General features: G+C 61.4%; 12 protein-coding genes. 7 read left to right on the top strand and 5 right to left on the bottom strand.

Annotation, left to right across the window (positions count from 1 at the left end; all coding sequences use genetic code 11):
* Window position 1: 1 nt before the first annotated feature.
* From VSR72_RS41225 to VSR72_RS41200, 6 genes are read left to right on the top strand one after another with little or no spacing between them, the layout of a single operon-like run.
* Window positions 2-1,075, top strand: a complete 1,074-nt coding sequence (locus tag VSR72_RS41225; protein WP_342957934.1) for an ABC transporter ATP-binding protein — start codon at window positions 2-4, stop codon at window positions 1,073-1,075.
* A 57-nt stretch (window positions 1,076-1,132) separates the two neighbouring features.
* Window positions 1,133-1,957 carry a transporter substrate-binding domain-containing protein gene (locus VSR72_RS41220; RefSeq protein ID WP_342957933.1) on the top strand — a complete coding sequence of 275 codons (825 nt, stop codon included), beginning with the start codon at window positions 1,133-1,135 and terminating at the stop codon, window positions 1,955-1,957.
* A gap of 43 nt (window positions 1,958-2,000) precedes the next feature.
* Window positions 2,001-2,759: an amino acid ABC transporter permease gene (locus VSR72_RS41215; RefSeq protein ID WP_342957932.1), complete on the top strand. Its 759-nt coding sequence runs from the start codon at window positions 2,001-2,003 to the stop codon at window positions 2,757-2,759.
* Window positions 2,759-3,415, top strand: coding sequence for an amino acid ABC transporter permease (locus VSR72_RS41210; protein ID WP_342957931.1), 657 nt, complete (start codon window positions 2,759-2,761; stop codon window positions 3,413-3,415). The genes VSR72_RS41215 and VSR72_RS41210 overlap by 1 nt, the downstream gene beginning before the upstream one ends.
* A gap of 39 nt (window positions 3,416-3,454) precedes the next feature.
* The gene (locus VSR72_RS41205) at window positions 3,455-4,180 is read left to right on the top strand and encodes an amino acid ABC transporter ATP-binding protein (RefSeq protein WP_342957930.1); all 726 of its coding nucleotides are present in this window, start codon (window positions 3,455-3,457) and stop codon (window positions 4,178-4,180) included.
* 32 nt (window positions 4,181-4,212) lie between these two features.
* On the top strand, window positions 4,213-5,121 hold the full coding sequence (locus VSR72_RS41200) for a LysR substrate-binding domain-containing protein (RefSeq protein ID WP_342957969.1): 909 nt from the start codon (window positions 4,213-4,215) through the stop codon (window positions 5,119-5,121).
* A 36-nt stretch (window positions 5,122-5,157) separates the two neighbouring features.
* On the opposite strand, the gene VSR72_RS41195 is transcribed toward VSR72_RS41200, so the two are convergent.
* The 5 genes from VSR72_RS41195 to VSR72_RS41175 are packed head-to-tail and all read right to left on the bottom strand — an operon-like array spanning window position 5,158 to window position 10,072.
* Window positions 5,158-6,114 carry a transporter gene (locus VSR72_RS41195; RefSeq protein WP_342957929.1) on the bottom strand — a complete coding sequence of 319 codons (957 nt, stop codon included), beginning with the start codon at window positions 6,112-6,114 and terminating at the stop codon, window positions 5,158-5,160.
* 37 nt (window positions 6,115-6,151) lie between these two features.
* Entirely contained in the window at window positions 6,152-6,685 is a 534-nt protein-coding gene (locus VSR72_RS41190; protein ID WP_342957928.1) for a flavin reductase family protein, read from the bottom strand.
* A 23-nt stretch (window positions 6,686-6,708) separates the two neighbouring features.
* Window positions 6,709-7,947: a styrene monooxygenase/indole monooxygenase family protein gene (locus tag VSR72_RS41185; RefSeq protein WP_342957927.1), complete on the bottom strand. Its 1,239-nt coding sequence runs from the start codon at window positions 7,945-7,947 to the stop codon at window positions 6,709-6,711.
* A 55-nt stretch (window positions 7,948-8,002) separates the two neighbouring features.
* Window positions 8,003-8,791, bottom strand: a complete 789-nt coding sequence (locus VSR72_RS41180; RefSeq protein WP_342957926.1) for an SDR family oxidoreductase — start codon at window positions 8,789-8,791, stop codon at window positions 8,003-8,005.
* A 36-nt stretch (window positions 8,792-8,827) separates the two neighbouring features.
* A complete protein-coding gene (locus VSR72_RS41175; RefSeq protein ID WP_342957925.1) occupies window positions 8,828-10,072 on the bottom strand; it encodes a dienelactone hydrolase family protein in 1,245 nt (414 codons plus the stop codon).
* A 342-nt stretch (window positions 10,073-10,414) separates the two neighbouring features.
* Here VSR72_RS41175 and VSR72_RS41170 point away from each other — a divergent pair, with 342 nt between their 5' ends.
* On the top strand, window positions 10,415-11,428 hold the full coding sequence (locus VSR72_RS41170; protein ID WP_342957968.1) for an AraC family transcriptional regulator: 1,014 nt from the start codon (window positions 10,415-10,417) through the stop codon (window positions 11,426-11,428).
* Window positions 11,429-11,769: the final 341 nt, after the last annotated feature.

Raw genomic sequence — 11,769 nt, 5'->3', positions numbered from 1 at the left:
CATGACCCATCTGTCATTGCAGGCCGTCACCAAGCGCTTTCACAACGCGTTCGCTGTCGACCACGTCGATCTCAACGTCCCGGACGGAAAGCTCGTGTGTTTTCTCGGGCCTTCGGGTTGCGGCAAGACGACCCTGCTGCGCATCATCGCGGGCCTGGAGACGCCCACGTCCGGCTCGGTGATGTTTGCGGGCCGCGACCTGACACATGTGCCGGCCAACCGGCGAGACTTCGGCATGGTGTTTCAGTCGCTCGCGCTGTTCCCGCATATGACCGTTGCCGAGAATGTCGCCTATCCGCTGCGCTTGCGCGGCGTCGACAAGAGTGCGCAAGCAAAGCGCGTGGCCGAACTGCTTGAACTGATCCAGCTTCCGCATATGGCTAACCGGCCGGTGACGCAACTCTCCGGCGGGCAACGTCAGCGTGTGGCGATCGCTCGTGCGATTGCTTCGTCGCCGAAGTTGCTGCTGCTCGACGAACCGCTCTCGGCGCTCGACGCGAAGCTGCGCGAAGCGATGCAGGTCGAGATCCGGCTGCTGCAACAGCGGCTCGGCATCACGACGATCATGGTCACGCATGACCAGCGCGAGGCGATGACGATGGCGGACGAGATCGTGGTGATGCAGAAAGGGCGCATCGCCCAAGTCGGCAGGCCGCTCGATATTTACCGCGATCCCGTGAACGAATTCGTGGCGGACTTTATCGGCCTCGGCAACATTTTGCCCGTGACCCGCGAAGGCGACGACGGCATCGCGCTGCCGGGCGGGCAGCGGATTGCCGTGAATACGACCATGTGCATGCCGGAGCGTGCAGGCGACATCCGCCTGCTCATTCGGCCGGAAGACGTGTGTGTACGAGCCATGTCTGCGAATCCGGGGCCGAACGTCGTCGCCGGCAAGGTCACGTTCGTCCGCGACGTGGGCGCGCAGATCGAAGCGACGATCGATTGCGACGGCTTCACGCTCACCGCCGCCACGACGCCACGCGAGACGCCCGACCTCGAAGTGGGGCGTCCGGTGCTTGCAGAGATGCCGGCCCACGCGTGCAGGCTGATTCCGGCGCACACCGCGCACTGAAATCTCGCATTGAAATTTTTTACCCCCACACGAAGCAGTTCGAAGGAGCCACCTGTCATGAACACCACTATCGTCACCACGAGTTCCGTGCAGCGCCTTGCGGCTCGCACTATCGCTGCTTTCGCGTTTGCCGGCATGACTGGCCTCAGCGCATTCGCCCCGCTCGCACATGCCGATGCGCTCGACACGATTGCGAAATCGGGCGTGGTGCGTGTCGGCGTATTCGAGGACTATCCGCCGTTCGGATCGATCGGGCCGGACATGAAACCGCAGGGCTACGACATCGACGTGGCCAATCTGATCGGCAAGGCGTTGAACGCAAAGGTCGAACTCGTGCAGGTGACGGGCGACAACCGCATGGCGTATCTCGCGGATCACAAGGCAGACATGCTGCTCTCGGTTGGCCAGACGCCTGAGCGCGCGAAAGTCATCGACTTCTCGCAGCCGTATGCGCCGTACTATCTCGCGGTATTCGGGCCGAAATCGCTGGCGGTGAAGAATGCGGGCGACCTGGCCGGCAAGACGGTTGCCGTGGCGCGCGGCACGCTCGAAGATCTGAGTGTGTCCAAGGTGGCGCCGCCTTCTGCGGTTATCAAGCGTTTCGACGATCCCAATGGCGCGATTTCGGCGTTCCTGTCCGGTCAGGCGCAACTGCTCGTGGTCGGCAACGATGTTGGCGCGACGATCATGGCCCGTCATCCTGCCAACGATCCGGAGCAGAAGTTCTCCTTGTTCAGTTCTCCGGATCATGTTGGTCTGAACAAGAACGAGCCGCGCCTCATGCAGAAGGTCGACGATGCCATCGCGGCCGCGAAGAAGGACGGCTCAATGAACGCGATCTCGCTCAAGTGGCTGCGCGCGCCTCTGCCGGCCAGTCTTTGATTCGCTCCGGCTTCCGCTTACCTGAACGATAGACGGCGCAGCGATGACTTATACATTCGACTTTAGTGGCTTCGGTCTGTACGCGGGCATGCTCGCGCGCGGTGTGGAGGTGACGCTAGGCCTCACGGCGGTTTCCACCGTGCTGGGTGGCGCGCTCGGGATCGCCGGCGCGAGCCTTGCCGTCGCGGGGCCGAGGTGGGTGCGCGCACTGGTGGCGTCCTACGTCGAGCTGATCCGCAATACGCCCTTTCTCGTGCAGCTCTTTTTCGTGTTCTTCGGGCTGCCGGGTCTGGGCGTGCAGATCAACGAGATGCAGGCGGCGGTATTGGCAATGACCGTCAATCTCGGCGCGTACGCAACCGAGATCGTGCGCGCCGGCATCGACTCGATTCCTCGCGGCCAGCGTCAGGCGGCGATGGCGCTCGGGCTTCAGGGCAGGCAGGTGTTTCGCTTCGTCGTGCTACCGCAGGCGCTCGCCAACGTATTTCCGGCGCTGCTGGGGCAGGTGCTGATCGTGATGCTCGGCTCGGCGGTCGTTTCGCAGATTTCCGTGCCAGACCTGACTTATGCAGCCAACTTCATCCAGTCGCGTAACTTCCGCTCGTTCGAAAGCTACGTGATCGTCACTGTGATCTATCTCCTGCTGTCGATCGTGCTGCGGCTGCTTGTCAACCGGCTTGGTAAGGGCCTTTTTGCCGGGCGCACAGCACGCGGCGACAGCGCGTCACGCATGCGCCTGCGTTCGTGGTTCTCCGGTCGCGTTCGCATGGCGGCATCCGGCCTTCCTAAGGAGCGTTCGTAATGGTCGAGTTCACTCTCTGGGATATTGCGCGCAACCTGCTGCTCGCCGCACGCTGGACCGTTCTGCTTTCGCTTTGCGCATTCGTCGGCGGCGGCGTGGCGGGCCTCGTGCTGCTGGCGATGCGTGTGTCGCCTCTGGCCTGGTTGCGTCGCATCGCGATCCTGTACGTCGAGCTGTTTCAAGGCACGCCGCTCCTGATGCAGCTTTTTCTCGCATTCTTCGGGTTGCCGCTCGTGGGCGTAGAAGTCTCGCCGTGGCTGGCCGCTACGGTGACGCTGACTCTCTATACGAGCGCTTATCTGGCCGACATCTGGCGTGGGTGTGTCGAAGCCGTGCCACGAGGGCAATGGAGCGCCGCGGCGAGCCTCGGCATGACATGGCCTCAGCAACTGCGTTACATCGTCTGGCCGCAGGCATGGAAGATCGCCGTGCCGCCGACGGTCGGTTTTCTCGTGCAGGTCGTGAAGAGTACGGCGCTCACGTCGATCATTGGCCTGACCGAACTGACCAAGACAGGAACCATGATCACCAACGCCGTGTTTCGTCCGTTCCCGATCTACGCAATGGTCGCGCTGCTGTACTTCGCGATGTGCTTTCCGCTCACGTGGTATGCGCGTGTGCTCGAAGGGCGCTACCAGCGCAGCCGTCACCGCTGATCGCATGAACCTCAACTCATTTCAGAAGCAGGTTTTGACATGATTTCCATTAGCAACGTATCGAAGTGGTACGGCCAGTTCCAGGTGCTCACCGAGTGCACGACGGAAGTGAAAAAGGGCGAAGTCGTCGTGGTGTGCGGGCCGTCCGGATCGGGAAAATCGACGCTCATCAAGACGGTCAATGGTCTCGAGCCGTTCCAGGGCGGCGAGATACGGATCAACGGCGAGTCGGTTGGCGACAGGAAGACCAACCTGTCGAAGCTGCGCTCGAAAGTGGGAATGGTTTTTCAGCATTTCGAACTGTTCCCGCATATGTCGATTACCGAGAACCTTACGCTCGCACAAGTGAAGGTGCTGGGTCGGCGCAAGGACGAGGCGGCTCAAAAGGCACTGGGGCTGCTGCATCGCGTCGGTTTGCGCGCCCACGCGGACAAGTATCCCGGTCAACTCTCCGGCGGCCAGCAGCAGCGTGTCGCGATTGCCCGTGCACTGTCGATGGACCCGATTGCGATGCTGTTCGACGAGCCGACTTCCGCACTCGACCCGGAGATGATCAACGAGGTGCTGGACGTGATGGTCGAACTCGCTCAGGAAGGCATGACGATGATGTGCGTCACGCATGAGATGGGCTTCGCAAAGAAGGTGGCAAACCGCGTGATCTTCATGGACCAGGGGTGTATCGTCGAAGACGATCTCAAGGAGGCATTCTTTGCGCAGCCGAAGTCCAGTCGCGCGAAGGATTTCCTTTCGAAAATCCTGCACTAGGACACGCCCGCCAAACCGGACACCCGAACCCCATGCGACGCCTTCCTCCGCTCAACGCACTTCAGGTATTTGAAGTGGCTGCCCGCCACCGCAGCTTCACTCGCGCTGCGGAACAACTGTGTATCACGCAGGGTGCGGTAAGCCGGCAGATTCTCAGCCTCGAGGATTACTACAAGTTTCCGCTCTTTATAAGGGGCAAGAAAGGGCTGACCTTGACGGCGGAAGGCGAGATGCTGTTACCGGTCGTGAGGGAGGGGCTCGCGCGCATCGAAGACATCTCGCTGCGCCTGACGCGGCAGCGCACGGATCTCGCCATGAAGGTGCCGACCTGCATCATGCGCTGGATGTTGCCGAGAATCATGCGGTTTCAGGCAGAGCACCCCGACTTGCTGGTGCAGATCACGACAACCTGGCAGCATGACGTCGACTTCCAGGTCGAGCCTTTCGATGCTGCGATCATTTACGGTTCGTCGCCCGGCGTCGATGTTCACGCGGTGCCGCTTTTCGATGAGCAGATTACGCCTGTCTGCGCGCCGGAACTGCTGAACGGCAAGCCCCTCGCACAGTTTGACGATCTCTCGCAATTCACACTGCTGCATCCGACCCGAGACCATCGGGACTGGAAACAATGGCTCGACCAGGTCGGCGCGACTCAGGTGGACGCGAACATCGGTCCGAGTTTCGAAACGCTCGATCTGGCGACAAACGCGGCGATGCAGGGCTTCGGGATCGCCATCGGGGACCGGACGCTGGTCGATGACGACCTCACGGCGAGACGCCTTGTCATGCCGTTCGACAAGGTGATCGAAACGGGCGCCCGCTATTACTTTGTCTATCCCGAGTGCGTGGCGCATCAGCCAAAAATGAAACTCTTCAGCGAGTGGATTGCACTGAATCGCGAAGGGCAAGCGGTGATTGCGCCTGTAGCGGGGAGCGGCTGAAACCATCGGGCCGGGATAAGTGAGCGCGGAAACGAGTCACTGAAAGTGATGCACATAACGCAGCACCACGCGCGTTCCCTCAGGCCGGTTGCGCGCGTCCGCCTCGAAATAGGCATTGAACATCAGGTGGTCGTGCTGGGAGAAGCTATACATCGCGCCCGGACCGATCGCCCATACGGCTTCACGCTGCCCTGACACATCCTGGCCGTTGACTTTCATGTCGCTGATCTGACGCAGCCAGTAACCGTTAAGGCCGATGCGCAATCCCGGCATCACCTCGTACTCCGTGGCGAGGTTGGCGTGCAGCGCCTGCCCCGCCTGCGATGATGTCGCGTCCGCTCCCAGGCCCTGATATGGCCGATTGTTCGTGGCGTTCCAGAGATAGTGCAGCCGCCAGGAAACTGTCCACTTCGGCGTGAGCCAGACAGTCGCTGCCCAGTACGGATCGATTGACCAGAAGCCGCTGCCGGGGTTGATCGCCTTGCTCGGGTCGTAGGCACCCGTTGGCGCAATGATCTGGAATTCGAAACGCTGCGCAAAACGTGGCCCGTCGGGACCCATGACCGGATCGAACTGGATGAACGGCCCGACAAGCAAATCGCCGAAACCGGTGCGTGCGTTCAGCGCTACGTTGCCCATGCCGTCGTCGGTGTGCGCCGACGCCACCCACGGCAGGATCACGTCTATGCCCGGATGCGCGCCGGCAATCTTGAACGGCGACTGATAAACGAGTTGCGTCAGGCCCGCGAAGATATCGATGTTCTGCTTGGGCAAAGGGACCTTGTTGCCGGCATTGTCGTTGATGCGGTCCGCCGTGTAGTACTCGAGGTATTGCGTTGCATACCAGCCGGATCCCGCCGGCGGCGCCCCATCGAGGAAGCTCGTGAAGCCGAGGTTGATGTCGGGCAGGTCGCTGGCGGTTGCCGGCGTGTTGCAGATCAGGCCACATGCAGCGAGGCAGAAAAGCAGCGCGCGGGACAGACAATGCTTCATGGGATTGCCTTTATGGTAGGAATGCTAAGTAAATGAATCATGAAAAGACTGTATTGTCGGCGACCGCGGCGTACTGTCCCGAATGGAAGACCAGCGGCGCATGGCCGTCTGCCTCGTAGTGCTCGATCTGCCCGATAAAGATCAGGTGATCGCCGCCTTCGTGCTGTGCCAGGTTGCGACAGACGAAGTGCGCGCTGCAGCCTTCGATCACCATGGTGCCGCCGATGCTTTCGCGGCAGGCCACGCCAGCGTACTTGTCGGGCGACGCTTTCGAAAAATGGCGGGACAGTTCGACCTGGTCTTTGGCCAGCACGTTGATCGCGAAGTGCCCGGCACTCACGAAGTCCGGACAACTGGGCGAAGTCTTGCCGATACTCCAGAGCACGAGCGGGGGATCGAGCGAGAGCGACGCAAACGAGTTCGCGGTCAGACCGATCTTGCGTCCGTCCCGTGCGGCAGCCGTGATGACGGTGACGCCCGTTGGGTACTGGCCGAAGGCATTGCGTAGTTGCCGCATCGCATTGAGCAGGTCATCGGGTTTTGCGGCGGTGGGTTCGTGTGTGCAGGACATGAGTTCTCTCCGGGTTGTGTCGATTACGCGGCGCGCGCAGCGTGCTCGCCGATCAGCGCCGAGCAGGCAGCCGGATCGAACCACCATGGCGAGAACGTGCGCGGGTCGTCGAAACCATTGGCGATCGTCGAGGCCAGCGAAGGGAACTGTCCGGCTGCACCGAGCAACTCGAGAATGTGCGGAGGCGGTGGCGTGAGCAGTGAGTTCGTCCATTTGACGACTGTTTGCGCATATGACCAGTAGCGCTCGAACGTCTGCTGCATCCAGTCCTCGCTGAAGGCAGCGCTGCCGCGCTCGAGAATGGCGTCGAGATAGACCTTCGTACACTTGGCGGCATTGTTCGACCCTTGACCCGTGATCGGATCGTTCACGACGATCGCATCCGCCATGCCGAACACGTTCTTGCCGGAAGGCAACCTGAAGAAGGGATTGCGTACAGTCGGCGCGAATCGGCCGGTCAGCACGCCGTTGGGGTCGGTCAGTTCTACGTTCGCGCAGCGCTCGGCCTCCCACGGCAGGTATTGGCGGAGAAAGGCCAGACTCGTCTCGAGATGTTGTTCCGGTGTCTTCACATCGCCCCAACAATCGAGCGGACCGCCGGGAATGCCTTCGAACACCATGATTTCGCATGGGCCGCTCGTAGTCAGCGCGGGGAACACAAAGTACTCGCCCACACCGGGAATCAGGTTGAAGCGCACGCGCGAGTAGGGCGTTGAAGGTGTCATGCCTTTCACGTAGGTCAATGCGAGCGCGCGCTGGGGCTTGTCGAACGGGCTACGTTCGGCGTTGCGGCCCAGCAGGTTGACGATTTCGCCCTTGCCGGCCGCGAGCAGCACGAGGTCATGGCTTTTCGCGAGCGCTTCCATTTCGGGCACGCCGACGTCGCAGATCCGCACATCGGCGCCGCGCTGCCCGACGGCTTCGAGCCAGGCCGACATCTTGACGCGCTGATCCACCGACTGCGCAGGATGCGTCAGACGCGCGGACCAGTCGATCAGCTTGCGGCCCGGCACGTCCGGATGCGGCACCGCAAGGCCGATACCTTCCACGGGCGGGCAGAACTCGTCCCACCAGTTCAGGCCGAGGTCGCGCTCGATCTGCAGCGACGTATTGAACATGCACTGGCTCGACATGACCTTGCCGGTGCGGATCTGCCCGGCATCGCGATTGGTCAGGAGCGTGACCTGATAGTCCCGTTCGAGCAGGGCGAGCGACAGTTGCAGGCCGGACTGGCCGGCGCCGACGATGGCAATCTTTCTCATGGCGGATACCTCGAAGTCGATAAAATGGGAAGAGTGTTAAAGAATCCGTATGGCCTTACTCAGCCAGCTTCGGAATGGCCGGCGCTGCCTGTTCGGGACCCATCGCCGAATAGCCGCCATCGACGGCGTAGTCGGCGCCTGTCACGAAGCTCGCTGCATCGGTGCACAGGAAGGTGACGACATGCGCGACTTCCTCCGGGTTGCCGACTCGGCCAAGCAGATGAAACGGCGCGGCCACGCGGTCAGTCTTTGCGCGATCGCCATGCGTGAGTTCGTCCATTACGCGCGACCAGGTCCAGCCGGGCGAAACCGAATTCACGCGGATCCTGTCCTGGGCGAGGTCCATCGCCATGTTGCGCGTGAGCGCCTTGAGCGCGGCTTTCGAGGTCGGGTAAAGCCATCGCCCCGTTTGCGCGCACTCGGCTGAGATCGAGCTGAAGTTGACGATCGAGCCGCCGCCGCGCTTGACCATATACGGGTGCACGGTCTTGACCAGCATGACCGCCGAGATCACGTTCACGTTCATCGCGGCAAGCCAGTCATTGCGACCTGCCTGAATGCCATTGTCGACATAGCTGCAGGCCAGATTGACGAGGATGTCGATTCCGCCGAACTGCTGGGCGGTTTTCGCAACTGCCTGCTCCAGGGCGCTGTCGCTGGTGATGTCCGTTTCGATGAAGACGCCCTTGGCGCCGAGCGCTTCTGTCACGCGTCTGCCGTTCTGCACATCGATATCGAGCACGGCGACGCTGGCGCCGGCGGCAGCGAGATCCCGGGCGACGGCCGCGCCGATCAGCGTGGCGCCGCCCGTCACGATGGCGGTCTTGCCTGCGAGTGAGGTCATGATGGTTTGCTCCATGTTCTTGAGAGGTTCATGCGGTCAGTGGACATCGTTGGCGGGGACGCTGTCCTGCCAGCGCTGCATCAGCGTGTTCGACGGGAGGGTTTCGTCGAGCAGTTTGCGGGCGGTATCGGCGCCTGTAGTTGGCAGCCCCCTTGGGTCGAGCAGGCCGATTTGCACCAGCACGCTGGCCTGGTCCCAGTAAATGTGCTCGTGGTAGAGCTTGTTGCCGCGAAATTTCACCACGGCCAGCAGCGGAATCTCCACGCGCTTTCCCGTGGGCGCAATGCCGGGCAGCATCCAGTCAATCTCCGTGGTGTGCGTGAAGCAGAACAGCATCTCGTCGACGATCTGCGTCGCACCGACGGTGCGCGAGATCGGCGTGATGGCGGTGTCAGGCGGATTGGCATGCACGAAGTGGTGGCGATAGAAGCGTTTCAATTCCTTGTAGCCCACGCCGCCCGTGAGCGTCGGAATATGGTTGACGTAGGGCTCGGCCACCATCGTCGCCATCGTGGCATCCACGTCGCGTGTCGCGAACTCCTGGGCAAGGTGTTCTTCCCACAGTGCCGACAAATCGTAATGCGGGCCCATCGTCTTGCGGAATGCGGCCACGGCGCGCTCGTGCGCCATCATCGCGGATGCCTTGTCGAAGTGGTCGCCGCCTTTGCGGGCGAACGCGTGATCGACGCCCGGATAGACATACACCTCGACGTTCTCCTTGTGGCCCAGCGCCGCCACGATCTGCTGCTGCGCTTCGGGTGGGCAGAAGCGATCGAGTGCAGCGATGTGGAGGACCACGCGCCCCTTGATGTTGGCCGCTTCTTCCAGCGCTTGCTCGATGCCCACGCCGTAGTAGCTGACCGCGCAAGCCACAGGCAGACGGCAGGCCGCAAGCCAGGCCAGTTTGCCGCCCAGGCAGAAACCGAGTGCACCGATCTCGCCCTGGCATTCAGGCAATGTCCGGAGGACGTCGAGCGTTGCGCGGATATCTTCGACGCCCTGGTTCTCGTCATATTGCTGGTAGAGGTCGAATGCGCGGGCAAAATCAGCTTCCGTATAGCCGAGTTCGATGCCCGGTTCGACGCGCCAGAACAGGTCAGGCACCAGCACGGTATAGCCTTCTTCGGCGTAGTAGTCGGCCACGTCGCGCATGGTCGCGTTGACACCGAAGATTTCCTGGCACAGCACGATGCCAGGACCACTGCCACTTGCAGGCGTCGCCAGATAGGCACGGAACGCGCCGCCTTCCGGGGCGGGAATGTCGATGTATCGTCCTTTCATTGGAGGCTCTCCAGTTGGGTTGCAGCTCGAGTGCCCCCAGTGTTGCGCGACAAAACGACTGGCTCTATCCGTTTCATGCAACGGCTATCCGGGGAATCCGGAAACCTGCGGAACGAGGGAAAACCCTGGAGACGGGGCGCGGGTAATTGAGGATGGTTGCCGGCGTGTGGCGGGCCTACAGTACGCAGCTACCTGAAGATGGCCTGTTTCTTGCTGCTTTCTTTCGCACCGAAAGGAAACTATCCGAATCCGCACTCGGCTATCCGCTTCCTGCGAACGGCTGCTGGAGTGGGGAATATCGTGCACGGCTCAGGTGCAGATGGACGTAATTGGAGAACTGCTATGGAGCCTCTTCCCGCTGCGAATGCGCTGGTCGGCGCGGCCTGCTTCAATAGCGGTACCTTGTTGCTCGAATCGGGCGACCTCGACGAGGTCCGCGAGTGTGTCGGCTCCGTGTTCAAGCCTCACAAGCTCGCTTTGCTAAGCGCTTCGCAATCCTTACAGAGCCGCATGTATCACGCGAGGCAGGGGAGTCTCTCGCTCAATCTGCTGCACTATGGCGGCGACGTGAGGATCGATCCCGAACGTCTCGACAGTTTCTTCCTGCTGCAGATCCCCGTGAGCGGCGGCGCTGAAGTTGAATGCGGCGACCATCGTTTCGATTCGACGCCGGACGTTGCGTCGCTCGTGTCGCCGACGCTGCCCTTGCGGATGCGCTGGATGGATTGTCCCCAGGTCGTACTGCGCATCGAGCGCGAAGCGATCGAACACCACTGCGCGCGTCATTTCGGCACCGAAGAGCGCAGGGTGGTGGAGTTCGAGCCCGCATTCGACCTGACGTCGCCGTCGGGCAGGTGCCTGTTGCCGTTGCTCTCCTTGCTGGGGAATGCGTTGAGCGATCCGGCGCACCCGCTGCGTCATCCACTGGCCTACGAGCAGTTCGAATCTACCGTCCTCAATGCGCTCGTCTATGGGCAGGTCAACACGGCGCGTAGCGGCGCACGGCCCTCACGCACACCGCTTGCGCCTTTCTACGTGAAGCGCGTCGAGGAATACGTCCGGACGCATCTGCATGAACCACTGACGATCGAGCGGCTTGCCGAATTTGCCGGCGTGAGTGCAAGTACACTGTTTTCCGGCTTTCGCAATTGCCATGGCGTGAGCCCGATGGCGTGGGTTCGTCAACTGCGTCTGGAGCGTGTGCGCGATGAGCTGCGAGGCGCGTCGGCTGAACCGATTTCCGTTACGGACGTCGCGCTCAAATGGGGGTTCGCTCATATGGGCCGGTTCGCAATGGAATACAAACGGGCGTTTGGCGAATCGCCCTCGGTCTCGCTTCGAAGCCGTGCAGGCTGAGCTCAAGGCGGCAGTCTGCGAGCGAACGTCCGGGGCGAGCAATCGCATGATCTGCGCCGGCGGCCAGACTTTGATAATTTCGCGTCACATAATCGGCGTAGCGGCCCCAAAAATAAATATTCGAAAGACGCTTGACGATATCCGGAATGACCCGCATAATTCGCCTCCTTCGCTGATCGCTGCGAACGAAAACGAAGCGATTAAGACGAATTGCTCTTTAAAAATTTACAGCCGATAAGTGTGGGCGCTTGATGCGGTGGCGGCCTGACCTTGTTCTCCGGAATGAAGTCGGGAGCAGCAAAAGTATCAAGAGTCTCACACTAAAGTAAGTCAGGTTTTTG

It is taken from the genome of Paraburkholderia sp. JHI869, from assembly GCF_038900775.1.
Lineage (GTDB): Bacteria > Pseudomonadota > Gammaproteobacteria > Burkholderiales > Burkholderiaceae > Paraburkholderia.
The sequence above is the reverse complement of the archived record's forward strand: the minus strand, read 5'-3'. Positions and strand labels throughout refer to the sequence as shown.

Excerpts from the sequence above, each read along its gene's own strand:
- VSR72_RS41185 (WP_342957927.1), bottom strand. The coding sequence starts at position 7,947 with ATGAGAAAGATTGCCATCGTCGGCGCCGGCCAGTCCGGCCTGCAACTG.
- VSR72_RS41200 (WP_342957969.1), top strand. The coding sequence starts at position 4,213 with ATGCGACGCCTTCCTCCGCTCAACGCACTTCAGGTATTTGAAGTGGCT.
- VSR72_RS41215 (WP_342957932.1), top strand. The coding sequence starts at position 2,001 with ATGACTTATACATTCGACTTTAGTGGCTTCGGTCTGTACGCGGGCATG.
- VSR72_RS41225 (WP_342957934.1), top strand. The coding sequence starts at position 2 with ATGACCCATCTGTCATTGCAGGCCGTCACCAAGCGCTTTCACAACGCG.
- VSR72_RS41180 (WP_342957926.1), bottom strand. The coding sequence starts at position 8,791 with ATGACCTCACTCGCAGGCAAGACCGCCATCGTGACGGGCGGCGCCACG.
- VSR72_RS41175 (WP_342957925.1), bottom strand. The coding sequence starts at position 10,072 with ATGAAAGGACGATACATCGACATTCCCGCCCCGGAAGGCGGCGCGTTC.
- VSR72_RS41210 (WP_342957931.1), top strand. The coding sequence starts at position 2,759 with ATGGTCGAGTTCACTCTCTGGGATATTGCGCGCAACCTGCTGCTCGCC.
- VSR72_RS41205 (WP_342957930.1), top strand. The coding sequence starts at position 3,455 with ATGATTTCCATTAGCAACGTATCGAAGTGGTACGGCCAGTTCCAGGTG.
- VSR72_RS41190 (WP_342957928.1), bottom strand. The coding sequence starts at position 6,685 with ATGTCCTGCACACACGAACCCACCGCCGCAAAACCCGATGACCTGCTC.
- VSR72_RS41195 (WP_342957929.1), bottom strand. The coding sequence starts at position 6,114 with ATGAAGCATTGTCTGTCCCGCGCGCTGCTTTTCTGCCTCGCTGCATGT.
- VSR72_RS41220 (WP_342957933.1), top strand. The coding sequence starts at position 1,133 with ATGAACACCACTATCGTCACCACGAGTTCCGTGCAGCGCCTTGCGGCT.
- VSR72_RS41170 (WP_342957968.1), top strand. The coding sequence starts at position 10,415 with ATGGAGCCTCTTCCCGCTGCGAATGCGCTGGTCGGCGCGGCCTGCTTC.